The organism is Falsiporphyromonas endometrii (genome assembly GCF_042654485.1).
Taxonomy (GTDB): Bacteria; Bacteroidota; Bacteroidia; order Bacteroidales; family Porphyromonadaceae; genus Porphyromonas; species Porphyromonas endometrii.
In genome coordinates this window covers 1-26,442 of the sequence record NZ_JBHSGO010000044.1, presented here as the reverse complement: position 1 = coordinate 26,442, position 26,442 = coordinate 1, and the positions used below count along the sequence as shown (strand labels likewise).

Annotated in this window: 14 protein-coding genes; 11 read left to right on the top strand and 3 right to left on the bottom strand. The window is 40.9% G+C overall.

From position 1 onward, the window contains the following. Window positions 1-43: 43 nt before the first annotated feature. On the top strand, window positions 44-1,858 hold the full coding sequence (locus ACFO3G_RS02495) for an Mfa1 family fimbria major subunit (RefSeq protein WP_380077671.1): 1,815 nt from the start codon (window positions 44-46) through the stop codon (window positions 1,856-1,858). Between the two features lie 187 nt (window positions 1,859-2,045). After that, window positions 2,046-4,634, top strand: coding sequence for a ferrous iron transport protein B (gene feoB / locus ACFO3G_RS02490; RefSeq protein WP_380077669.1), 2,589 nt, complete (start codon window positions 2,046-2,048; stop codon window positions 4,632-4,634). A gap of 1,355 nt (window positions 4,635-5,989) precedes the next feature. Here the strand turns inward: feoB and ACFO3G_RS02485 are convergent. Continuing rightward, window positions 5,990-6,592, bottom strand: coding sequence for a hypothetical protein (locus ACFO3G_RS02485; RefSeq protein WP_380077667.1), 603 nt, complete (start codon window positions 6,590-6,592; stop codon window positions 5,990-5,992). A gap of 1,017 nt (window positions 6,593-7,609) precedes the next feature. On the opposite strand from ACFO3G_RS02485, the gene purB reads away from it, so the two are divergent. The 4 genes from purB (at window position 7,610) to crcB (ending at window position 12,395) form a co-directional block, all read left to right on the top strand. After that, the gene (purB, locus tag ACFO3G_RS02480; protein ID WP_380077665.1) at window positions 7,610-8,953 is read left to right on the top strand and encodes an adenylosuccinate lyase; all 1,344 of its coding nucleotides are present in this window, start codon (window positions 7,610-7,612) and stop codon (window positions 8,951-8,953) included. A gap of 372 nt (window positions 8,954-9,325) precedes the next feature. Continuing rightward, on the top strand, window positions 9,326-10,492 hold the full coding sequence (locus ACFO3G_RS02475) for a pseudouridine synthase (protein WP_380077685.1): 1,167 nt from the start codon (window positions 9,326-9,328) through the stop codon (window positions 10,490-10,492). Window positions 10,493-10,513: 21 nt separating this feature from the next. Continuing rightward, window positions 10,514-11,917, top strand: a complete 1,404-nt coding sequence (gene asnS, locus ACFO3G_RS02470) for an asparagine--tRNA ligase (RefSeq protein ID WP_380077663.1) — start codon at window positions 10,514-10,516, stop codon at window positions 11,915-11,917. A 103-nt stretch (window positions 11,918-12,020) separates the two neighbouring features. Then, entirely contained in the window at window positions 12,021-12,395 is a 375-nt protein-coding gene (gene crcB / locus ACFO3G_RS02465) for a fluoride efflux transporter CrcB (RefSeq protein WP_380077661.1), read from the top strand. A 275-nt stretch (window positions 12,396-12,670) separates the two neighbouring features. Here crcB and ACFO3G_RS02460 read toward each other — a convergent pair whose 3' ends face one another. Then, window positions 12,671-14,788, bottom strand: coding sequence for a T9SS type A sorting domain-containing protein (locus ACFO3G_RS02460; RefSeq protein WP_380077659.1), 2,118 nt, complete (start codon window positions 14,786-14,788; stop codon window positions 12,671-12,673). Between the two features lie 301 nt (window positions 14,789-15,089). Here ACFO3G_RS02460 and ACFO3G_RS02455 point away from each other — a divergent pair, with 301 nt between their 5' ends. The 5 genes from ACFO3G_RS02455 to ACFO3G_RS02435 all read left to right on the top strand — a co-directional run bounded on the left by ACFO3G_RS02455 (window position 15,090) and on the right by ACFO3G_RS02435 (window position 22,374). After that, window positions 15,090-15,935 (top strand): helix-turn-helix domain-containing protein, encoded by an 846-nt coding sequence (locus tag ACFO3G_RS02455; protein WP_380077657.1) that lies wholly within the window; start codon window positions 15,090-15,092, stop codon window positions 15,933-15,935. 505 nt (window positions 15,936-16,440) lie between these two features. Beyond that, window positions 16,441-17,799, top strand: a complete 1,359-nt coding sequence (locus tag ACFO3G_RS02450; protein WP_380077655.1) for a TolC family protein — start codon at window positions 16,441-16,443, stop codon at window positions 17,797-17,799. A gap of 30 nt (window positions 17,800-17,829) precedes the next feature. Beyond that, window positions 17,830-18,867, top strand: coding sequence for an efflux RND transporter periplasmic adaptor subunit (locus tag ACFO3G_RS02445; RefSeq protein WP_380077653.1), 1,038 nt, complete (start codon window positions 17,830-17,832; stop codon window positions 18,865-18,867). A 52-nt stretch (window positions 18,868-18,919) separates the two neighbouring features. Further along, complete coding sequence (locus ACFO3G_RS02440; protein WP_380077651.1) at window positions 18,920-22,069, top strand: efflux RND transporter permease subunit; 3,150 nt, start codon at window positions 18,920-18,922, stop codon at window positions 22,067-22,069. A gap of 11 nt (window positions 22,070-22,080) precedes the next feature. After that, window positions 22,081-22,374, top strand: a complete 294-nt coding sequence (locus ACFO3G_RS02435) for a PG0541 family transporter-associated protein (RefSeq protein WP_380077649.1) — start codon at window positions 22,081-22,083, stop codon at window positions 22,372-22,374. Window positions 22,375-23,240: 866 nt separating this feature from the next. Here the strand turns inward: ACFO3G_RS02435 and ACFO3G_RS02430 are convergent. Further along, window positions 23,241-26,390: a choice-of-anchor J domain-containing protein gene (locus ACFO3G_RS02430; RefSeq protein WP_380077647.1), complete on the bottom strand. Its 3,150-nt coding sequence runs from the start codon at window positions 26,388-26,390 to the stop codon at window positions 23,241-23,243. Between the last annotated feature and the right edge of the window lie 52 nt (window positions 26,391-26,442).

The following is a 26,442-nucleotide window of genomic DNA, read 5'->3' as shown; positions in this document are numbered from 1 at the left end:
TTAGCGAAAGTATTAAATATTTAATAACCTAAATTAAAAGAGTATGAAAAAGTTTATGACAATGGCAGCTACTTTGATGGCTGCAGTAGGTCTCTTCTCCTCTTGTACTAAAGACGATAAGGGGGTTGATGAAGGAAGCGGCCGAGAAGCAAACACCTATGCTATGGTATCGATTGCTCTCAACGGGCAAGGAGGTATGCGTGGTGATCAGAATGGTACTGATTACAATGAGGCAGGTAAATGGGAAGGTATTGACGAAATTAAAGACTTTACAATCTACCTTGTTGATAAGAATCCTGAAGGTGAGGTACATAAGTATAATATGGGCATTGGAAAATTTCTAAGCAAACGTGAACGCAACGCTACAGTTTATGTTCCAAAAGAAGCTATTAAAACGCAAGCGGGTGAAAAATATCTTTATGTAGTAGTCAACGAGTCACGGTCACCTAAAGTTACAGAATATTTGGGTACTGCTACTGCTCATCCTACCAGTGGTCTTATTTCTGGTCTAAAGGCAAAAAAATTTAGAGAAAAGTGGCATGCATTACAAGAAAATACTACGGTTTTGTATACTACAGACTATAGCCAAGGTGCCGTTCCTGTAACAGAAAATGATAATCTTGATGAAACTAAAGCTAAAGCAAATCTAAAGGCAATCGCTGCTATAGCAGAATATGACAAAGAAACTGAACCTAGTAAACCTAAAGATCACATCTTGATGACCACTTATGCTGATTATAATAATGATGCAGAGTTACTCATAGAAATTAAAGACGGTGTATCTTCAAGGGAAGCCCTTATGGAAAATGGTGATAACCATTTCATATCGAAAGTTAAGCGTGTCGTTGCTCGTGTGATTGTTACAGCAAACCAAAGTGAAACAACAAATAAGGATGGCTTCGACATTAAATCTCTTGGTAAACTCACAGATTTGAAATTTGCTGTTGCGCAAGGTGGTAGAGGATTTACCCTTGGACAGGAGTGGACTGGAGAACCCTCAAATAGATTCTTCTATACACCAGGATTTGATTTTATACCTGGAGTAGATCCTTATGCAGGTATGGCTCAGTGGTACGACTATTCAGACCTTTTCGATAAGCATGATGTTGGGCAATTGGGAACTTATTCGAATAAAATGAAAGATTTGAAGGGATTTGATCCTGTGTTCGTTTTCCCAAATAACCATAAAGTAGCAGATGATAGAGAAAATACCGGCTTTAGAAAGGCTAATACAGCTTATATACTTGTGAAGGGTAAATTTGTACCAAAACCAGAAAGCTATACTGATGTTGTGTATTCAAAAAAACCTGAGAATGAAGGAAAAACTTTTGATGGCGGAAAAACTTTTGACCAAATAAAGACTGCGGATGAAGGCGCTATTGGTGTACCAACCTTGCCAGAAGGAGATGATAATAAAAATGGTAATGACACTTTCTATCTTGGTGACAATGGTAAGATATATAAAACGGCAGTTGGTGCTGTTACTGAGGAATTAGGTGGTATTAAAGGTCAAGGATATAGAAAATATCTCCATGGAGCTGTTTACTACTATGCATGGCTCAACCCGGATAATATTAAGGATAATAGGTCCAAAGCAATTAATTCTCCGGTACTAAGAAACAATGTTTATCATGTTCATATCAATAACTTCTTGACTTTTGGTCACAACTGGAACCCATTGTTCCCGGAAAAACCAGGTAAAGAGAACCCAAATAATCCGGACCCATGTCCAGATGATAAACCGGTACCACCAATTAAGCCGGACGAACCTTTGACAAATGATGATATTTATATGAGTGTGAGTGTTGAAGTTCTTGACTGGGATGTTCACTCTTATCAAATTGACTTGGAAATCTAATCTATTGTTATAGATAGATTTGATCTATAGATTGAGGGGATATGCTTTTTGCGTATCCCCTCTTGTTTTATGATGTCTGATTGTTTTTTTTTGAATATACCTATATATAGGTAGTCTTATTGGGTTATCATTGCTTACTTTTGTGCTTAGGTATAGATAATGGCATGAATTGTTGAGGAATTGAGTAATGAATTTGTCTGAATTGAAGACTGGTCAGCGGGCTGTTATCCTTTCTGTGGGAGGCAGTGGCATGTTTCGTAAGCGTATTTTGGAGATGGGCTTTGTTCGTGGCAAGGTTGTTACGGCTGTTCTTAGTGCTCCTTTAAAAGACCCGGTCTATTATCGTCTTCTCAATTATAATGTTTCTTTGCGTCAGGAGGATGCTCGCCGTATCGAGGTTGAGCTTCTTGCTCCGGGTGCTCAGCCTGTTGATTTATGCGATTCTCTTCCTATCGATGATCTTTTGCGAATTCGTCAAGCAGAGTCTTCTCGTTATCATTCTTCTTCCTCTTCCTCCTCCCCATTAGTAGGTATTGGCAAGAAACATATCCGTGTGGCTCTTCTTGGCAATCCCAACTGTGGCAAGACCTCTCTGTTTAACCGTGCGAGTGGTGCTCATGAGCATGTTGGCAATTATAGCGGTGTGACAGTGGAGGCTCATACGGGTTATTTCAATCACAATGGCTATAAGATTGAGATTGTCGATCTCCCCGGTACCTATTCGCTATCTCCTTACAGCCCCGAAGAGCTCTATATCCGAGAATATCTTACGGGTTCCAACCGTCCTGATATTGTGCTCAATGTGGTGGATAGTACCAATCTTGAGCGCAACCTCTATCTTACCCTTCAGATCAAAGAGATTGGTCTTCCTGTGGTGATGGCCCTGAATATGTATGATGAGCTTGAAAAGCGTCAGGACAAGTTGGACGATCGCAAGCTGTCTGTATTGCTCGGCATACCTATGGTACCTACGGTCTGTCGCTCCGGCAAAGGTATTCCTTATCTGTTTGACAAGATTATCGATACCTTCTGCGGTCGTGATCCTATCGAGCAACCCATCACTATCAACTATGGCAATATCGTGGAGCCACAGATCGAGTCGCTTAGCCATAAGCTGGCAGAGCATTTCCCCGATATGCCTGTCGAGGTGCTTCCTCGCTATGTGGCTGTACGCCTTCTGGAGAAAGATTCGCATACCGAAGCCTATATCCGTAAGCACAGCCCCAAGGCGGAGTTTATCTTCTCTGCCCGCAACTATGCCCTAAGTCAGATAGACAACCTCTCACATGGAGAGACAGCCGAAACCTTGATCACCGACAGTCGCTATGGCTTTATTACGGGTGCTCTCAAGGAAACCTATCAGCCAAGTCGCAAGATACTCAAGACCTTGTCGGAGAAGGTTGATCATTGGATGACCCATCGTTTTTGGGGCTTCCCCATCTTCCTCCTTATCATGTTTATTATGTTTGAGGCCACCTTCGTCTTGGGTAAGTATCCGATGGACTGGATCGAGATGGGTGTAAGAAGTCTGGCCGATCTGATTGGTGCCTATATGGCGGAAGGCTCTCTCAAAGATATGCTTCTGGATGGGGTGATAGGTGGTGTCGGAGGGGTGATAGTCTTTTTGCCCAATATCCTTATCTTGTACTTCTTCATCTCGCTGATGGAAGATTCGGGCTATATGTCGCGAGCAGCCTTTATAATGGACAAACTGATGCATAAGATGGGGCTTCATGGCAAGTCCTTTATCCCCCTTGTGATGGGGTTTGGATGCAATGTGCCCGCTATTATGGCGACTCGTACGATCGAGAGTCCCAAGAGCCGAATGATTACGATGCTGGTCTTGCCACTTATGAGTTGCTCGGCCCGACTCCCGGTATATCTTCTGATAGCGGGGGCTTTCTTCCCCCATTCGGCGGGGGCTGTCCTCTTTGTAATCTATCTTTTGGGTATCATCTTGGCGGTACTTTCGGCAAGGTTGTTTAAGAAGACCCTCTTCGGAGGAGAAGATATGCCTTTTGTAATGGAGCTCCCACCATACAGAATACCGACATGGAGGTCTGTCTTGATACATATGTGGGATCGTGGTAAGCAGTATCTTCGAAAGATGGGAGGTATTATACTTGTGGCATCGATCGTAATATGGTTTTTGGGCTACTTCCCACGCAACAACTATGACGATCCAACCATCCAAAAAGAGATAGCTGAGGTGGCCACTTCGCTCAAAAAAGAGGCCGCAAAGGATATGCATAACCATCCCGAAGCGGTTGAGAGCACAGTCGTAAGAGACAGCTTGCCTTTAGAAAAGATATTTACAGCTCAAGAAAACAGAGCATTTGAAGAAAGAGCAGGCCATATCGTTCAGCAAGAAAATTCATTCATCGGACGCATAGGTCAGTTCATAGAGCCTACCATTAAGCCTCTGGGATTTGACTGGAAGATAGGGGTGGCGCTGCTGTCCGGTGCAGCGTCAAAAGAGATTGTCGTAAGTACATTGGGGATCATATACACCGGAGACGGATCGCAAGCAGCAGAAGCAAGCCTTACCGAGAAACTCCGAACAGAAACCAATTCGCTTGGTGAGCCATCTTTTACGCCGCTTGTGGCATGGTCACTTATGGTATTTGTGTTGATATACTTCCCGTGCATAGCTGTGATAGCCGCGATCGGAAAAGAGAGCGGAAGCTGGAAGTGGGCACTGTTTACCATCGTGTATAGCTGCACCTTAGCTTGGATCATGGCCTTTGTAGTCTATCAAATAGGAACACTCCTATAAAACCCAACAAACCCCCAACCCAAAAGCCTCAACAAATCCTCAACCAAGCTCTAACAATTCCTCAACTAAGCCTGAACTAAGGCCCAACCAAGCTCTAACAACGCTTCAACTAACTCTGAACTAAGCCTCGACCAAGCTCTAACACCGCTTCAACTAACTCTGAACTAAGCCTCAACCAAGCTCTAACAACGCTTCAACTAACCCTGAACTAAGCCTCAAAAAGCTCTAACAATCCCCGCAACTAACCCTGAACTAAGCCTCAACCAAGCTTTAACAATCCCCCAATCAACCCTGAACAAAGTCTCAACCAAGCTCTAACAACGCCCCCAACAAAGCTCTAACAACGCCTCAACAACGCCTGAACTAAGCCTGAACAATCCCTCAACCAACCCTGAACAAAGTCTCAATCAAGCTTTAACAATCCCCCAATCAACCCTGAACAAAGTCTCAACCAAGCTCTAACAAACCCCCAACTAACCTTGAACAATGCCTCAAAAAGCTCTAACAACGCTTCAACTAACCCTGAACAATGCCTCAACAAAGCTTTAACTAAGCCTCAACTAACCCTGAACAATGCCTCAACAAAGCTTTAACTAAGCTTCAACTAACTTTGAACAAAGTCTCAACCAAGCTCTAACAACGCTTCAACTAACTCTGAACACCGCCTCAACCAAGCTCTAACAACGCCTCAACCAAGCCCTAACAACGCTTCAACTAACTCTGAACACCGCCTCAACCAAGCTCTAACAACGCCCCCAACTAACTCTGAACTAAGCCTCAACAAATCTGAACTAATCCTCAACCAAGCCCTAACAACGCTTCAACTAACTCTGAACACCGCCTCAACCAAGCTCTAACAACGCCCCCAACTAACTCTGAACTAAGCCTCAACAAATCTGAACTAATCCTCAACCAAGTTCTAACACCGCTTCAACTAACTCTGAACACCGCCTCAACCAAGCTCTAATAACGCTTCAACCAGGCTATTGTAGTAAGCAGCTCCATCAAATAGGCATCCTTATCCAAAGGCCCCGAAGCTGTATCATCTTCGCCACTCGCTTAACTAAAAACGAACGCAGCTTGCATTGACATACTCTATGGATTGCACGAAGAATTTAGGTTGACTGAGGAGCTGACAAAACAAATCATTTAAGAGGTTAATCCCGAAATGGGTGGTTGTCAGGAGCTTGCGAATCAACTTGGTTGTGTCGGAAGAGAGAAGAATCTCATTGTTGGCAGACCGGGGGGCTATAATGCAATATTGCTTTCCCATAAAGGCCGTAAAATACCAAAAGATGGGTCTCAACAGTCGGTGTAATACCGTTGAGACCCATCTTTTGATTTTATTGTAGGTTTTATTGGACAGCTATGCTTTTGAAAGATAGCACTTGGTAGTTGCCTTTATCCTCTATTTTTAAGTTGTATTGGTTGTTTTGATAGGTTTGGCTGTCGATTGCTTTGTAGCCATCATTGGTCAATGCTTTCTTAAAAGCTTCCTGGAGATTTCCGTCTCCCTGTTTGATAAGACTTGTTTTGATTAGGATTTGTGATTTTATCAAAACCTGTTTGTAGTTGTCTATCGTATAAAACCTCTTGGGATTGTAGCCCAGTGGATCTCCGGTCTCATAGTCGTAAGTAGTGATATAGATACGGATGGGTTTATTGCCGTCTCCGGGTTTAATCGTACTATTCTCATTATGCTCACCCTTAAGTTTGCCTCCGTGATCTGCTTCAAACTTTTCGACCTCTTCATATCTGTCTTTGCCAAAACCAAAAACACTTTGAGGAACTTTTATGAGGACACCATCTTCAACTGTAAGGATAGATTTATACTCGGTTGGAGTCTCCGTCGTCACTGTGGGCTTATCGGGAATATCCTTGAGCTCTGTATCGTCGCAACTTGTCAGAGCAAAGATTGTCATCCAGATCGCTGTGATGTATAGCAGTATTCTTTTCATACTCGTTGTTTTCTTTTATTTGTTTATAAATAATACCATCTTTATAGCTATATGATAGCAATGGGGCGCAAAAGTAGTGAAAATATTTTGTTCTGAATATCTATATCTGTGCAAAATATTATTTGCTAAGCAGTTTGTTCTCGACTTCTTTCAAAGCGTTTTTTGAATAGAAAGCAAGATTATCAAACGATCAATAAGTCACAAAAAATCTATAATGTGAGATAGGAGAGTATTGTAGAGCAAATAGTATCTAAGCAATCTATTTGGATAGATCTGTCAATGTTAAAAGGGAACTCAAAATCTTCAGCGCTAATTGCAAAACAATCTCTTTCTTCAGTGTTAAAAAAACAATGCTCTCTGAAGTGTATCTGTGTAAAATAGGTTACGTGATTGCAACTGCTTAATGAGGCCAAACCGATAAATAACTTCTGTTTATAAAGTGAAAAATTTTACTCTTTCGGTTAAGGAGGTTGCTTGTACCAATTTCTATATTTATTAAAATTGAGTGAAGTATCGCAATAATGTGGCGAAGAAAGTATCTCTCGCTTTCTTCTTTTTTGTACATAAAAGTGTTATTGTCTCCCTTTTTTTGTACTTTTACAGCGTTGCAGTGGTAGGATCATTAAACCTTATTTAGTACTTGATTGTTACTTATAGATGAATTAGGATATTATGGTCGTAGCGCTTTTCATTAGGGAGATGAGAATCTCTTGCTAAGTTGAGTGTAAGACAATTGGTCCGAGCTGCTTTTTATTAGTAAAATAGCTTGAATAGTTTCATAATGAGGTTGTCTAAGATTGTGGCGCCCTCTGAATCACGGAAACGAACTTAAAATAGTTTGCCCGATTGAGAAGTTGTTTTTGAGTGGATCGAAGATGCAATGTCAGAGTTATTAATTGGATTTACAGCACAAGATGCTTCAAAATGACCTGCAACCAGATTCGAAATATATTCAAAACTGTTTCTGACAATGATATGGGCATTTGATCTTTATTCGTTATAAATATATAAGTCACCATGCAATTTGACGAGTTGGACGCTTTGTCACCGGTAGACGGACGCTATCGTTCGAAAACGAATGACTTAGCTGCATTTTTTTCAGAGTCCGCTCTTATAAAGTATAGGATAAGAGTCGAGATTGAGTATTTTTTATCTTTGAGCCAAGAATTACCCGCTCTCAAAGACCTTTTGCAACACCATGCACCGGAAGAGTTTAGATCTATTTACAAAAACTTCACATTGGAAGATGCCAAGAGAGTCAAAGAGATCGAATCGGTTACCAACCATGATGTTAAGGCTATTGAATATTTTATCAAAGAGCAGTTTGACCGTATGAAAATCGGCTCCGAACGGGAGTATGTCCATTTTGGTTTGACCTCACAAGATATCAATAACACATCCTTTCCGATGATGCTTTTCGAAGCTATGGATGAGGTGTATATGCCTGCTCTTATGTCGGTGAGAGACAAGATTAAGTCGTTGGCTGATGAGTGGAGCGATATTCCTATGTTGGCCAAAACACACGGACAGCCGGCATCGCCCACCCATCTTGGCAAAGAGTTGGATGTCTTTGTCTATAGATTGGATGAGCAGATCAAACAACTAAAAGCTGTGCCCCGTACCGGTAAGTTTGGCGGAGCTACCGGCAATTTTAATGCTCATCAAGTCGCATATCCGGACCATGATTGGACCCGCTTTGCAGAGCAGTTTATGAATGTGCTTGGTCTTGAGCGAGAAAAGCGTACGACACAGATTTCCAACTATGACAATACTGCTGCAGTGTTGGACGCACTAAGTCGAATAGATGATATTTTGATTGACTTTAGTCGTGATGTGTGGATGTATGTATCTATGAATTACTTTAAGCAGAAGATCAAGAAAGGTGAAGTGGGAAGCTCAGCTATGCCACACAAAGTAAACCCCATTGACTTCGAAAATGCAGAAGGTAATCTTGGGCTTGCCATAGCTTTGCAGACCCAGCTTGCTCGCAAGTTGCCTATATCCAGGCTGCAGAGAGACCTTACGGACTCGACTGTGATAAGAAACATTGGTATGCCGCTTGCATACGGCATTATTGCACTTAAGAGTCTTTTGAAAGGCCTTAATAAACTTCTTCTAAATAAGGAGGCTATTGATAGAGACCTTGAGCAGAATTGGGCAGTCGTGGCAGAGGCCATTCAAACTATTTTGAGACGAGAGGGTTATCCCAATCCTTACGAAGCTCTAAAAGCTCTTACTCGTACCGGAGAGGCTGTTAGTGAGCAGTCCATAAAGGCATTTATAGAGTCTTTGGATGTAGAAGAGCGTGTAAAAGAAGAACTCAGAGTAATCACCCCCTATAATTATGTAGGTATTATATAGTTAAGTTACATTAATTAGGTTACCTTTGTAGTGACGATTGCAATTACAATAACTTATTATAATTACTAATATGACAAGCAGCCGAGAGGGCTGTGAATAGATTGAAAGAAAATGAACGAACAAAACGATTTTGAAAAGACGTTGCCGACAGAAAACACCTTAAGCACTGATAATGCTCCCGACAGAAAAGAGCAAACAAGTAATGAGGCTATTAAAGAGGCAGAACAACCCACTACTCGTCGCAGAAGAGTAAGGATTGGCCAGTCTCCGGAAGGCAGACCAAGAGTAGTGGTGTCCGAGAAGATCCCTTACAATTTTAACAATAAACCCAGGACTTCGTATACCGAACGAACTCCTTATGAGCATGAGAGAATGCCTGAGTCTTTTACGGAGCCTTCTCGTGAAGGAAATGTTCCGACTGATTATGATTCCGATAGACCTGTGGTAAGACAATATCCGCGTACATCTTCCAACCCGCCTGTACAGAATATGGATGATAGGTATGGAAGAAACAATTATCAGCCTCGAAACAATTATCAAAGGGGCGGATATCAACAGGGCGGTTATCAGCGTAACAATAATTACAGACAAAATAATTACCAGCCCGGATATCAAGACCGCAATCAGGATAATAGACCGGTCTATCCTCACAAACCGATGCCACAAGGAGATCGTAGAGATGGAGGATATTATCAACGCCCTTATGGTCAAGGTGACAATCGTGGCAGATATGACAATAGGAGACGCAACAATAATAGACCCCAAAGACCTCAGAAGAAAATCATCCCCGTTAAGTACGAGGAGATGGTGACCGATCCCAATGAGGAGATCAGATTGAATAAGATCTTGGCCAATGCGGGTATCTGCTCAAGAAGAGAAGCAGATCAGCTTATCCAGCAAGGTCTTGTGACAGTCAATGGAGAGGTGGTAACAGAGCTTGGTACACGTGCTACTCGCCAAGATGAGATCCTTTTCCAAGGTCGCCCGGTACGTTCTGAAAGTAAGGTGTATGTGCTCCTTAACAAGCCAAGAAATTGTGTAACCACTTCGGACGATCCTCAATGTCGTCTTACCGTGATGGACCTTGTCAAGAGAGCTTGCTCTGAAAGAATTTACCCTGTGGGTCGTCTTGATAGAAATACCACCGGAGTTATACTTATTACAAATGATGGTGATTTGGCGGCTAAGCTGACACACCCGCAGTATAAGAAGAAAAAGATCTATCATGTCTGGCTCGATAAGGATGTTAAGATTGAAGATATGCAGAAGATTGCAGAAGGGATTGAGTTGGAAGATGGCGAGATCCACGCAGATGCAATCAGCTATGTCAAAGATGATGACCCATCGCAAGTGGGTATCGAGATTCACTCCGGACGTAACCGCATTGTAAGAAGAATATTCGAACATCTTGGCTATCGAGTTGTAAAGCTTGACCGTGTATATTTTGCCGGTCTTACTAAGAAAAACTTGCCAAGAGGTAAATGGCGTTATTTGAATGAACAAGAGGTCAACAACTTGAGAATGGGTTGTTTTGACTAAAACTAAAATATCTAAAGAACAATGAAAAGAAGTATGATTGTAGAGCTCCTCAAGGGGCAGGGTGCACCTGTGGGAGACATTGTGACTGTGAAGGGCTGGGTTCGTACCAAGCGTGGGAATAAGGTAGTCTCTTTTATCGCTCTCAATGATGGCTCTACTATTAATAATATCCAGATCGTTGTTAATCCGGAAGACTTTGATCAAGATCTTTTGGCTTCCATAACAACCGGAGCATGTATTCGTGCGACGGGTAAGCTGGTCGAATCGCAAGGTAAAGGTCAATCGTATGAGATACAAGCTACCGAACTCGAACTCTACGGTATAGCCGATCCTAAAGAATATCCACTTCAGAAGAAAGGTCACTCACTCGAATTTTTGCGTGAGATTGCTCACCTTCGTCCACGTACCAATACATTTGGGGCCGTGTATCGTATTCGCCATCACATGGCTTATGCAATCCATAGGTTTTTCCATGAGAAGGGATTTTTCTACTTCAATGCACCGCTAATCACCGGAAGTGACTGCGAAGGTGCCGGACAAATGTTTCAGGTAACAACATTGGACCTCAACAATTTACCTAAGAATAGTGAGGGTAAAGTCGATTATACAAAAGACTTTTTTGCCAAGCAGACTTCTTTGACTGTTTCAGGACAGTTGGAGGCCGAATTGGCAGCATTGGCTCTTGGTGGTGTATATACCTTTGGACCGACTTTCCGTGCCGAAAATTCCAATACTCCACGTCACTTGGCCGAGTTTTGGATGTGTGAGCCGGAGGTTGCATTCAATGATATTCATGACAACATGGATTTGGCTGAGGAGTTTATTAAGTATTGTGTGCAGTGGGCTATCGACAACTGTATGGACGACATTAAGTTCTTGTCAGAGCATTTTGATAAGGAGTTGGTAGATCGTCTTCATTGGGTTCTTGAGAAACCATTTAGACGCATCACTTATACCGAAGCCATCGAGGTGCTTGAGGAGGCTGTAAAGAATGGTAAGAAATTCGAATTCCCCGTATATTGGGGTGTCGACCTTGCCAGTGAGCACGAACGTTTCCTTGTCGAACAGCATTACAAGGTGCCTATCATCGTAACCGATTATCCTAAGGAGATCAAGTCATTCTATATGAAGCAGAATGAGGATGGTAAGACCGTTAGAGGAATGGATATCTTGTTCCCCAAGATTGGTGAGATTATCGGAGGAAGTGAGCGTGAAGCCGATTATGACAAACTTAAGCAACGTGCTCAAGAGATGCATGTGCCGGAAAAGGATATCTGGTGGTATCTTGAGACCCGTAAGTTTGGTACTTGCCCTCACTCAGGATTTGGACTTGGGTTCGAAAGACTCTTGCTATTTGTTACCGGTATGGCTAACATTAGAGATGTAATCCCGTTCCCAAGAACTCCGAAGAATGCAGAATTTTAATCTCTTCTAAGAGATATTCATAGCAAAGTAGGGCTCGTCATTTCGTGGAGAATATGGCGAGCCCTTTCCTTATCCTTATGTTATAGAACTTATAATATCACATATGAAAGAGTTTTTATTTGTATTTATTGGTGGTGGACTTGGGAGTGCTTGCAGATATGGAATCTCTCTTCTTAAAGATCATTTTGGAGATGGAGCTATACCATGGCACACCTTGATAGTAAATATTGTGGGCAGTCTCCTTATTGGTCTATTGATGGCGCTTTTTGAGAAGATGCCCGGTCATTGGCTCTCTTTTCTGATGGTAACGGGCTTTTGTGGAGGATTTACGACCTTCTCGACTTTTTCGCACGAGACATTTAAGCTTATTCATGGCGGCAACTGGACTATGGCTTTTGTGTATGCATTGATATCAATCTTAAGTTGTCTGTTTGCTACAGGAGTAGGATATCTTCTTTTAACTCCGAAATGCCATTAGAACATAGCTTTTTAACAACTGTTTGACGAAAAAAAGCGGGTCGAGAGGGGAACTAATATTGAGCTGTCCATATTCTCGAGGCCCGCTTTAGGGATCTATCCTCTATTTTGGGATAGTGCTGTGTGTTCAAATAGTGCTTAGATTAACTTTTCTATGGAACTATTTCGAATCTGTCTTAAGATATTTGTAAGGCCGAGGCTACTGTTATCTTGTATGAAGATCCACTACTGATCAACCTTTTCTTAATGCCTTTGTTGTTTTATCTTTTGATAAATTCAAAACTGTTTCTTGGTAATCTTGATTGTCCGATTGCCTATCTTAAGGATGTAAAGCCCATCCGGCTGTTCGATATGAAGTATCTCTTTTTGAGACCGGAGGGTTATTGAGCTTATCAATCTTCCATTAATATCAAACAACATTGCCTTTTGTCCTACCATCTCGCTTCCGCCACTGATATATACAATCTCTGTTGTCGGATTGGGATACACTTCGATTAGATTGTTCGTCTTCGGTAGCTGATTGATGTCAGAGGCTTTCTTAAAGGTTGCCTTTAGGATGGTGTTGTCTTCCATCACAAAAGTCTTATACTCTTTGATGTCCATTCCGTTGGCTGTGAGACTTTCCAGTTCATAACCTTCGTTTACCTTGACTTGAACCTGTACTTTTGTTCCTGCCTCGATATGATCCGGTGTGAAATTTTTATCGATGCTTACGCTTCCGGCACTCTGATCATAGTCGAAAGTTAGTTGGTAGTAAATATGTTCGAAGTTGAAGATTAACTTCATATTGTCATTTACTACGAACTGCTTGCTCTCTGTAATGTCTTTGTCGGCAGCAATGATACTTGCCAGTCTCCAATACTTTTGTGGCTTTACTTTGGTAATCTTGATGATAGTCCCGGCTTCTACTTGATCCAAAAAGTTGATCGGGAAATCCAATTCTGCTGTACCTTTGCCATTAACTTCTACATCTACTTTTAGTCTGTCTCGTCTGAATTCTACTTGAATAAGTTCATCATATCTTACATCGAAAGTTGGATCTTTTTGAATATCCTGCCCATAGTTTTCTGTTAGACTGAAGGTATGCCACCCATCTTTAGGTTGTGCCACGACCTTAATCTTAGTCAAATAGTCTATATGGTTAAGGTCAGTAATCTTCTGAGGATTGTTGGGGTCGCTTACGTCATAGTATTCCAGAGTACCTTCGCCTTTTATTTCACTTGCAATTTTGTACTTGTTTTTTTCGAAGACTCCTTTGATGACCATCTTTTGGTCGGTTACGACATCATACACATTAAATGTTCGCTCCTCTTGAGTAGATCCCTGTACATAGGCAGCATTGGCAGGTGTAATGTCTTTGTCGCCGGCCAAGAGTTGTTTTAGATGGAATCCTCTAATCTCTTTAGCCATTAGACTGAAAGTAAACCCTTTGGGGAAGTTCTGTTTGTTCCCAAAATAGTTTTGTGACAAGAATTTTACAATCCCACCTTTGCCTTTTTCGATTGAAACCTCATAGTGCGGATACTCTTCCGGAATGTTATTTTTAGAAGAATCCATTAAGTATGTATTCCAATTTCTTTGATCCAAAAGATAGACTTTTGCTGGGGTCAATTGGTTGTTATTTGATTTGGATGGATCTTGAATGACAATCATGCCGGGGATATTGTTTAGTCTGTATGGAAGAGATTTGATAAGCCTGGTCATATTCTTTTGTCCATCTTTATCAGTGATATGATTGCCGAAGCAATGGATGATTCTAATCTTGGGAGTTGAGTCGAATAGTAGATACTGACTGATACGATTGTTTTCGCAGTAAAGCTCCTCAAGGTTTTTAAAATTACTTGGATGAATGACGGATATTCTATTGTCACTGCAATCAAATATTTTCAGACCGGGAAGTATACCTATGCTGCGAATACTTGCAATCTGATTGTGACCGATGTTAAGCTCTTGAAGCTTCTCAAATTCTGAATCGATACTAATATTGGTTAGTTCGTTGTAAGATGCATTAAGTGATTCTATATCGGTTGATTTTTTAAGATCTATCTTCGTAATCTTGTTGTGAGAGATAGCCAAATCCTTGACGGCACCATATATCGTAACATCTTTTGTGCCGGATGACAAAGAATACATATAGAGGTCCTGCTCCGTCTGAATTTTATCCGATAGTTGTATTTGCTCCCCTTCATCAAAAGAGTGATTGCCATTAAGGTCTATCCAAAGATTATTGTTGTCGGATGTAATGCCTATTCTTAATACTTCACCGTCTTCTATATTTGTGCTAAATGCTATTTGAGGCCCATCTGTTTGGGCCGGAACAAATGTCTGCGCATTTATGATTGAAACTCCACAAAGGAGGCTGACCATAATAAGTAGAGATAATATTCGTTTCATTTTTACTCATTCTAATTAATAATGCAGGGTGAATCGCTTCAGCCTGGTTGATTATATTTGGGTCGCAAAGATATCAAAAATATCGAATCTGCAATATATCCTATTGCATAGTGCTTTGTTGATCGCCTATTTCTATTCATTTGTAAAGTGTGTAGGGTGCCATAAATCCCACATAATGGTATCTGACCTGCCCTGTCTGAAGCTTTTGAAATAAAGCTATGAAGTATCATTTGTTTTGGAGGTAAATATTCTTTAAGCAAAGGATAGATATTTAGATTGCTTCTTAGTAACTTTGCTTCGTATGAAGAAAATAGTTCAGTATGCATTTGATGAGATGCCTGTCGCCAGTGATTTGGGCGTTGAGGTTAAGGAGCTGGGTTATGAGAAACCCCCAAAGTTGCTTTCGGAACCTCATCGGACGGATTTCTATTATGTCGTCTATTTATCTGAGGGTTACCTTAGGTTGAAGGTCGACTTTATGGATATCACATTGCATGAGAACGATATGATTGTGGTTGCCAAGGGACAGGTGTGTCAGTTTGATTTTAGTTCTCATTACAAGGGTTATGCACTCCTTTTTACGTCTAAGTTTTTTGCTGAGACAGAATTTGATGCCTCCTTTCTGCATAATTCCAAGGCGTTGAGCCCTATGTTTCATCGGCATCCACTAAAAACTAACAAGAAGGCAGACAATTTTTTTGCCCTTGTTGAGAAGGAAATCAATGGTCCTAAAGATGCTTTTCAAGCTCCTATCACAAGAAGCTATCTAAGGATTTTGTTGTTGTATATTGATCGCTATATTGACACAGAGAATGTAGGTGGAGTCAATGAACTCGCAAATAAGTTTTGTCAGTCGGTTGAGGAGCATTACAAAACGACACAAAGTGTGTCAGACTATCAAAAAAAGCTTGGAGTGACATCCAAGAAGTTGACAGGAGCTGTGGTGGAAGCTATTGGGATGACTCCCAAATCATATATCGATAGTCGGAGAGTTTTGGAAGCCAAGCGGCTGCTTTTGTATAGTGAGTTGTCTGTCAAAGAGATAAGTTTTGAGCTCGGCTTTGACGAGGCAACCAACTTTAATAAGTTTTTTAAGAAGCATACTTACTTGAGCCCGGTGGAATTTAGAAAGTCAGAACGGCTGTGATAGAAAAGGGGAGAGCCGTCTCATTGACCTCTTTGCTCTGCTGACTTTCTCTGCTGATTTTGCGTATAGATGCCCGTTGAGGACAAAAATTACCCTAATTTGTCACTATTGTATAATTGAGAGAACTTACAATCCTTTTACTTTTGCCTTTGACTTTGAGAGGTAGATCTGTCGGATCGTGAGGCCTGTCTTTGTGAGATAATTGTCGCAAAGATGTTGCCCTATCAAGACAGGATCGCTTTTGAAAGTTGGTACAGGTTGAAAGTGCAATCTGCTTTTCTGCTGGTTTTGCGGCAGACTATTTATAAATTTTATTATACACAAGGACAGTTCAGCCCTATATGTTGAACTTTTTTGTTGAGAATCAGGTTATTAAATAAGAGCTTTATAGCTATATTTTTTTGCTAAGTGTAAGTTCTTTATAGAGATAATGAGATATAAGGTTGCTTAAACCTTGATTTACCTGTCTCATCGTATAGGGCGTAAACGTTTTAAGTTATAACGTATGAAGAAGATAATTAGCTGTGCCGGTTTGATACTGGCATGTTTATTTACAACCGGAATTGCTGAGAAAGCAATTGCTCAAACAGATTCTACCAAACCTTTGAGCTTGGATATGAATACTGCTATTCGTATTGCACTAAGTGACAACCCTACAGTGAAGGTTGCCGATGTGCAGATAGAGAAGCAAAAGTATGCCAATCGTGCCACGATAGGCAATTTGTTTCCGACGATCGATGCGTCATCATCTTATACTTACACAATCAAGAAGCCGGTCATGTTTTTGCAGATGCCCGGCATGGATAAGCCTAAGGGTATCTCGATGGGTGTAAGTCACAACATTCAGGCAGGTATCACCGCGTCTATGCCTCTTGTCTCTCCCATGCTTTGGGAAAGTATCAGCATAGGCAATACTCAGATGGCTGCTTCACTCGAAAAAGCTCGTGGCTCTAAGATTGATATGGCTGCAGAGGTGAAGAAGGCCTATTTATCTGCTTTGCTTGCTCAAAAATCGGTAGATGTTTTTAAGGCGAGTTATGAGAATGCCAAAACCAATTACCGGAATGTTGAGCAGAAGTACAAACAAGGTGTGATTGCTGAGTTTGACCGTCTTCGTGCCGAGGTTCAGGTTCAAAACTTGGAGCCCAATCTCCTTCAGGCAGAAAATGGTGCGTCACTTGCCAAGAAGCGTCTGTGTGTGTTGCTTGCGCTTGATCCAAACACTCCTATTGAACTGACAGAGTCGTTGGATGATTATGATCAGAATGTCTATGCCGGTTATCTTAAGGCTGATACAACGATAGACAACAATAGCAGTTTGAGAATGCTCTCTATTCAAGACACTTTACTCAACAAGGCCAAGAAGATTAAGAAGTTTGAGTATTTGCCTACACTTTCCTTGTCGGGCAATTATAACTACTCGTACATGAATAATAAGATTGACTTTAGTGATTCCAAACTTTGGACTCCAAGCTCCTCTTTGATGTTTCGTCTGAGCATCCCCATCTTTAGTGGTGGAAAAAGATATTATGGAGTGAAGCAAGCCAATACCGATATCACGATGCTTAAGCTTCAAGAGGGTGATGCACGAAGAAATCTCTCACTTGCCATGCAGCAGCAGATCGATCTTATGAATACAGCAGTCAAAAGTTATTCGGCAGCCAAAGAGGCAGAGAAGAGTGCCCAAAAGGGCTATGAGATTGCGCGGGCAAGATATGAGAATGGCGCCGGTACAATCTTAGAGGTCAATGATGCCGATGTACAGCTTTTGCAGGCTCGTCTCAATTGCAGCCAAGCTGTCTATAATTTCATGGTATCACTCTTTGCTATCGAGCAGTTGAGTGGAAACAATCTCCCACAATAATTTAGTAACCTCCATAAGTAATAAGATAAAATGAAAAGACAAACTATTATTGCACTTATATTATCTGCAGCCATTATCCCTTCTATCGTAGGTTGCAAGGGATCGAAGAAAGATGCTGCAGTAGAACAGCAGGATTCTGCAAAGATTGTTGATACAGCTGTTGCATTTGTTGCTCCGGTAAGCGACATCCAGGAATTTACAGCCATGATTGAGTCCAAAATCAAAAACAACATTACCTCTCAATCACCCATGAGGATTATGAGGCTCAATGCCGAAGTGGGAGATCGTGTGTCAAGAGGTCAGGTTTTGGCTACATTGGACAACTCCAATCTAAGTCAAATCAAGGCTCAGATGGATAAGGCCAAGCTTGATTACAACCGAGCAGTCGAATTGTACAAGGTAGGCGGCTATTCCAAAGCCCAGCTCGATCAGTTTCAGACAGCTTATCAGATTGTCAAGACTCAGTACAACAATATGCTTACCAATACGGTGCTAAGAAGCCCGGTATCGGGAGTGGTGACAGCTCGCAATTATGACAATGGCGATATGCCCAATATGTCTATGCCTATCTACGTGGTTGAGCAGATAGCTCCTGTAAAGCTTAAGTTGAATGTATCTGAGCAATACTATGGCAAGCTCAAAAACAAGATGCCGGTAAGCATCAATGTGGAGTCTCTCCCGGATGAAGACTTCGAAGGATATGTAGGGCTTATCTATCCATCTGTCGATCCTACAACACATACCTTTGGTGTAGAGATTACCATCCCCAACCGCAATCAAAAACTTCGTCCCGGTATGTATGCCAAAGCTACTATTGACCTTGGTCAGCATACATCTATCGTAGTGCCTACCACAGCAGTCAACAAACAGCAGGGTAGTGGCGAAAGATATGTCTTTGTATATAATGGTGGCAAGGTCAAAAGACACACTGTGGAAGTTGGCCGAATGATTGATGCCAATTACGAAATCCTAAGTGGTATCGATGCCGGCAATGTGGTGGTTACCAATGGAAGTTCTTCTCTTGAAGATGGTCAGTTGGTTAAGATTAATCCAACAAACAAAGATTAAATACTGAGCCGCTTTGTTGTTTTGACAAAGAGCTTATAAAATCAGAAGATCTATGAGTATATATAAAACAGCTGTCAATAAGCCTATTACGACCATGCTTGCCTTTGTGGCACTTGCGATATTAGGCGTATTCTCACTTACCAAACTACCGATAGACCTCTATCCGGAGTTTGAGACGAACAGCATTATGGTCATAACCTCGTATCCCGGAGCCAGCTCTTCGGATATTGAGAACAACGTTTCCCGTCCTTTGGAAAACGTTTTGAATGCAGTAAGTAATCTAAAGCACATTACTTCTAAGAGCAACGAGAATATATCCATTATTAGTTTGACTTTCAATGAGGGTACTGATATCAATGTTGCGACGAATGATGTGCGAGATAAGCTCGATATGGTTACCAATCAGCTTCCCGATGGTGCCAATAAGCCGATGCTTTTCCGATTTGGTGCCGATGATATTCCTATCGTCATCATGTCTGTACAAGCCAAAGAAAGCACTCGAGCCCTCAATAAGATATTGGACAATGATGTAAAAAATACCTTAGGGCGTCTTGATGGTGTCGGTGGTATTACGATCATGGGTCCGGTAAAGCGTGAGATACAGGTCTACTGCGATCCTATCAAGTTGGAAGCTTATCATATCCCAATAGAGCAGATTAGTCGTATCATCATGGCAGAGAATAGAACTGTCTCTGCCGGTCTTATCGATATTGGCAAGCAGACAACAGCTCTTCGTGTGGAGGGTGAGATATCGGATCCTAAGGAGTTGGAAGATATAGTTATCTCCAGTATCAATGGTCGAAATGTCTACCTAAAGGATGTGGCTCGTGTAGAAGACTCGCAAGCCGAACGCTCACAAGAGGTATACAACAATGGTGTCCAAGGAGCCATGATTGTCATCAATAAGCAGAGTGGTGCCAATTCGGTGAAGATTGCATCAGCCATCAAAGAGGAGATGCCGATCATTCAGAAGCAACTTCCGCCTGATGTGAAGTTGGGAATTATTTTTGATACTTCAGAGAATATCAACAAGACTATCTCCAGTTTGGAAGAGACTATCTATATCACCTTCTTTGTAGTGGTGCTTGTGGTGCTATTCTTCCTCGGACGATGGAGAGCGACATTTATCATCTGTCTTACAATCCCGGTTTCTCTTGTGGGTTCGTTTATCTACCTGCTTGCATCGGGCAATACACTCAATATTATATCTCTGTCTTCTCTCTCTATTGCGATTGGTATGGTCGTCGACGATGCCATTGTGGTCTTGGAGAATATCACGACGCATATTGAGCGAGGGTCCTATCCCAAGCAGGCGGCTATCCACGCTACCAATGAGGTAGGTATTTCTGTGATTGCCTCTACTCTCACCATGTTGGCGGTATTCTTGCCATTGACAATGGTGGGCGGTATGACCGGTATCCTCTTCCGTCAGTTGGGTTGGATTGTAAGTATCATTATGATCATTTCTACGGTGGCTGCTCTTTCGCTTACGCCTATGCTCTCATCTCAGCTATTGAGAAGAACAAAGGTCAACAACCTCTCCAAATCAGCTAAAATATTTGCTCCGATCGAGAGAATGCTCAAGAGTATGGAGAACATCTATGTTCGCACTTTGAAATATGCAGTGACACACCGCAAGACCATCATTACTTCGGCTGTTGTAATCTTTGCAGCAAGTATCTTCTGCGCTCCTATGGTCAAGACCGAGTTTTTCCCAATGGCGGACAACTCATTTATCTCTTTGACTGCTGAGCTTCCTGCGGGTACGGCTGTGGAAGAGACCAGAGATTTGGCTCAAACTTTATATAAGGAGTGGACAAAAGACAATCCGGAAATTAAACTTTGCAACTATTCTCTTGGACAGGCAGACGCTGACAATACCTTTGCGTCCATGAATAAGAATGGTACCAATGTGCTCAGCTTCAATGTCAAGTTGGTAGACCCTCAGGATCGTAAGCGATCTATGCAAGAGGTAGCCGAAAGTATTCGTCAATCACTTAAGAGACACCCTGCCATCAAGACGTTCCAGGTTAATGCCGGAGGTAATAAGGGTGGTGCCGGAGGTCAGCCGACCGTAGACCTTGAAATTTATGGTTATGACTTCCAGAAGACCGACGAATTGGCAGGTAAGTTTAAGGAGGCAATGCTTAAGTTCCCGTCTTGTTCGCAGGTAACTGTAAGTCGTGAGGATTATGTTCCTAACTTCCAAGTTGATTTTGATCGTAAGAAACTTGCCGAAAATGGTTTGAATGTAAGTACAGCGGCTCTTGCTCTTCGCAATCAATTTAATGGTGCCGAGTCCGGGTACTTTAGAGAAGATGGTGATGAATATAAGATTATGGTTCGTCTCAACAAAGATAGCAGGCGTTCTCTGCAAGATGTAGAAAACACCATTATCTACACACCTCAAGGTCGCGGTATTCGTCTTTGTGAGCTTGGCAAGGTCCGTGAAGAGTATATGCCTCCTACGATTGAGCGTAAAGACCGTCAGCGTATCGTCACCGTCTCAGGTGTTGTAGCCAAAGGAAAGGCTTTGTCTGACCTTGTGGCAGAGACACAATCTATGATGAAGAAAGTGCAGCTTCCCGATGGTATCAGTTACAAGGTGGGTGGTACTTATGAAGACCAGCAAAAGTCATTTGGTGACCTTGGTTCGCTTCTTATATTGATTATCCTGCTTGTCTTTATTGTGATGGCGGCAGAGTTTGAGAGTCTGAGAGACCCATTCGTAATTATGTTCTCCATCCCATTTGCCTTTACGGGTGTGATCTTTGGATTGTTGCTTACCAATACGACTTTGTCCGTTATGGCATTGATTGGTTTGATTATGCTAATGGGTATCGTGGTGAAGAATGGTATTGTATTGATTGACTATATCAGACTGTGTCGTGAGAGAGGAAATGGTATCAAGAATAGTGTAGTGATGTCAGGTAAATCTCGTTTGCGTCCGGTACTTATGACCACTGCCACCACTGTACTCGGTCTATTGCCGATGGCTATTGGTATCGGTCAAGGATCAGAAATGTGGAAGCCTATGGGTATTGCTGTAGTCTCCGGTCTTGTGGTATCAACATTGATTACATTGATATTGATCCCAACGATCTATACGACTGTACTTGCGATGGATACAAAGAAAGAACGTAAGAAGCTTGTCAAAAAGCATGAGCTTAAAGAGCGTCTTGAGAAGGAACAACAAGATTAAATGACGATAGTATGAAATCAATTTTTATTGCCTACAATCAGGCATATCAGGATATTATTCTAAAGGTGTTGCACAGAAACCTCCTAAAAGGATATACTCTGTGGGACACGGTCCAAGGGAAAGGCTCAAATGGAGGTGAGCCTCACCTTGGTGACCATGCTTGGCCTACCCTAAACGGTGCAATCCTGACCGTATGTCAAGATCATCAGGTAAAGCCTGTACTTGAAGAGCTTAAGAAACTTGATGAGGCAACACCGGAGCAGGGACTAAGAGCTTTCGTGTGGTCCATTGAAGATGGAATCTAATTCATAAGTCTTAGAGTTTTCTTCATACAAGAAGCCCAATCATAAAATGTATGTTAGTTTTATGATTTGGGCTTCCTTTTTTTGTCGCAAATGCAAACAAGACTTTCTTTGAGATAGTTGCAAGAAGTGCCTCCGACTGCAGGCCTGTATCAAACAAAGATACCTTCAAGAAAAGAGCTTTTTAATGAACGAAGCTTGTCTATCTCCAATTCCGACATACCTCTTTCCCGTTGCTTGTGTTGCCGGGGCATCCACAAAGGTGGTATCACATCGCTCTATTCATATAATCCTAATATGAGTTGTAAGAAGAATTGTTTGTGTTTTTTGAGGTAGTTTATAGGACTTTGCTTGACTTTGAGCCAGAACTCTTTCTGTATTTGTTTGGGCATGAAATTGCTCCAGATCTATGTGCTTTCCATCATCATTAGTTTTAGAACTGTTCCAATGTTTCCATAATTCTTCTTTGGAGTAGGATGTATGTTCTTTTGTGCGATCAGTTGTAATCTCCCTTGACGATGCTTTCTAATCTTATTATTAATATAAGGTAAAAATAAATTGAAAGATTGTTGTCTTGTTAACTATCCTAGGAACAATTGTTTTACATCTACTGTACTTAGAATTCTTATGAATTATAAGCATTACAAGAACTCTTGTTTTTGTTAAAAAACGACTTGTAATTAACTTTTTATACTTATGAAAGTGTTTTTATTAGGCATTTCTCTTATATAGATAGAAAAGCCAAGTTTAATTAGGCGCAAGTAAGAATGATATATTAACAAAAAAGAGCTCGGGCTTTGCCGAGCTCTTAGTTATTATTGAAAAAGACTAACTCTAAATCGATTTAACAAAATACTTACATAAGCACATCAATGAATAATCACTTTTTGCTCATTTACTATGTAAATACCTTCAGGAATACCTTCAAATGAAAGTGCACCCTTTTTGATAAGATAGCCATCAATCGAATAAATGTCAAAAGGTTTACCTTCATTTGTAATAGTCAATAAACCTGTATCGGAGGTCTTAACAACTACAGATATCGGTTTCGATTCATTCCCATTGGCATACAAAACAGTTACTTGATATAAATTATCACCGTCGGATGCTGTTTTGTCGCTATACGAAGGTTCCTTAACTGAGTTCGCAATTAATTCACCATTTCTATAAATGTTAAATCCAACAACATTGCCGGTACCTTGTTCAAAGGTAATATCATCCAAACCAAGCCAATTACATTCTCCAGGATTATTCTTACTCTGAATAGCAAAGAACGTTGCACCTTGAGGAAGATTTACTCTTACTTCCTCCCATACATTTTTACTAATCACATGTGTATCGCCTATTTGTGTAAAACTATCAGGATTATTATCCGTTATTGAGTAAAGTACATTTATCCGTTCAGAAAATTTCTTCTCTGGTGCATCATGATTAATAGCAAAGAAACTTATAGTTTGAGCATTACCCGACAAATCCGGACTTATAAGCCACTTATCAGTGCCTACATGAGATGTACCATCCTTTGAAATACCATAGATGGCAGATAAGTAAGTGTACCCTGAATGCCCAGGCAGCCTTTTACCTGCTGAATAATCCCTTTCAAAATTTGTAACCATAAATGCATAAGGTTCATGCTCATGAGGAAGCTGAAGATCGTTAAATAAACTTCCAGAAATAGAATTATCTCTAGAAATCATTGTCCACGCGCCAACATTGTCAATCATCCAAGGTTCATAAGATTCAAAATCTTCTAAAACAGTCTTATTCATTGGCAATGGAGCATTCCAAGTTAAATTAACCACGCCATAAGTACAGTTGCCACTTAAATTATTAGCTGTTGGGCCATCGTAGTCAAAAAGAACTATTGTACTAGATGCTTTATTATTGTCAAGAAAGTCATCTTTTTCAACTTTGACTTCTGCCTCAATGAAAAATTCGTCGGCTTTCTCAACAGCTGATACAGGTAAATCTATGTCAAATTCTTTTATAGTAAAAGCAGGAAGTGGTTCATTAATAGACCTTTCTGTCAACACATTACCCGACTTAGTCACCTTGATAGCATACTCATTCAAATCTTCAGCGCCACTATTTCTAACATATATTCTTAGCTTTCCCGACTTACCCTTCTGAATCTTCGTCGGAGCCTTCATTCTAATTGAAACATCACGGCTAGAAGTCTCAACCACATTCACATTATCAATATATAGTGTTTGAGGCTCAGCCGGAGATCCAGTACTCTTCAACTGAAAATTAAGCATAATATGATCAAGCCCCTTAATATAATCAGGAATATCAACTATAACTGTTTCCCAGTTGGTTTTCTTTGTTACATCGTACTCTGATAAATTAAGAGTCTTTCCATCAGGCATGACAGCATTAAGTAAAAAATGAGATGTAGGTGAGCCATCGGTTCTATAACTAAACGCAAGCTTAACTTTAGAGTCAGTCTTTATATTCAACTTACCAGTATAAAGATTTAAAATATCATTATAGCCGTAGGTAGTAAACTTAAGACATGATCCGTCATCATCGTACGAATACAAGTCTTCAAACTCGACCTTTGAAAGACCAGCATCCAGTCCTAATCCCGTGCCATCCATCCACCAAAAATGTTCAAAAGCATGCTCTCCTCCAAAAGAAAATGATTCATTAAAGGGTAATTTATAAGGGGCTCCTGTCACTATTGCATTTGAATATTGGAACTCGCTATTTCCACCTGTATTAGAGGCCATCAAAGCATATTGAGTAAGTTTCTGATTTCCTTCATTAGTGTTATACTCTTTTTCCCATGAGGTCTCGCCAACAACTTCTCCTACATATACAGTCGGTTTATTCTTATCGTCAAATGTGTGAATTTTATACGAAATGGTTTTGGGATTAATTCGTCCATCTTTCTGCCCCTTCGTTACAGGATTCCATTGAAATTTAATCTTTGATCCTAAATCAGAAATACTAAATTTATCTGGTTTAACTGGGGCATCAACTCCGACGAATACAGAAGTATATGCCTCTTTCCCCTCCAAACCACTTAGGAAACAAGAAACATGATACGTATTAATACCGTTTAGAGTAATATAATCATCTTTATATGTCTGACGACTTCCTGGCAGAACATCAGTCATTGTTGCAATTTTTTTATCATTACGTTTAATGACAACGCTGTCAATCTTACTTAATATATTCCCATTAACAGTCTGTTTTGGAGCGGTATATGTAATAAGCGTAGAAAGAGAGCCATCCTCGCTCGCTTCAACTTTGAGTCCTTCAGGAGTTGACGGAGCTTCATTAACTGCACCTTTCTCTATTGATAAATCCAATAAAAAGATTCTATCCATATTCTTTTCAGAGATGGCATGAAAACCGAAATAATAGTTAGCATCTTCCTTGGGTGTAAACATTTTTACAAACTCCGTATTAGATCTTACTAACTCTGTTGGCGGCATAACGATCTCACCTGAAGAAAGGATTGAAGCATCAGCCTCTTGGGCCACTTTTAATTCAATCTTTTCTTTATAGTAATCGGAATTTGAATGAGCATGAAACTTAATCTTATAGTTCACGTCCTTTTTTAAAGTTACAGGCGGAGTAACAAGCCAATCGTCAGCGTTATCTCTCACACTATAGACGTAGCATGCACTAATTTCACCATGACGGTCATCATAGAGAATCCATGTACTCCCATCATTGTTATTGTCAATTACTTTGAAGAGATTGAATTTTTCTTCTGAATTAATTTTAACTGACCATGGCGGCGTAACTGGAACTCTTGATGTTCTTATACTACTAACATTAGGAGTCTTCAAAACTTTGTAAATGCTGTCCTTTTGTAGTAAAACACTTTCAGGAGTGAATGGATTAAGAAATTTTTGAGGTTCCCATTTCTCAGAATAATTGTTTGCACTTGCCGTTATACCTAAAAAACAGCAACTAAATAGCGTTAGAATCCAATAGTGTCCTAAACGTTCTTCTTTGAAGAAGGACATAGCATAGTATTCAAGAGGGGCATCCCACTTGATCATCTTGCGCTAAAATGGGGGTATCCCCCTATGTCAATTCAGGCTCATCGGGAGG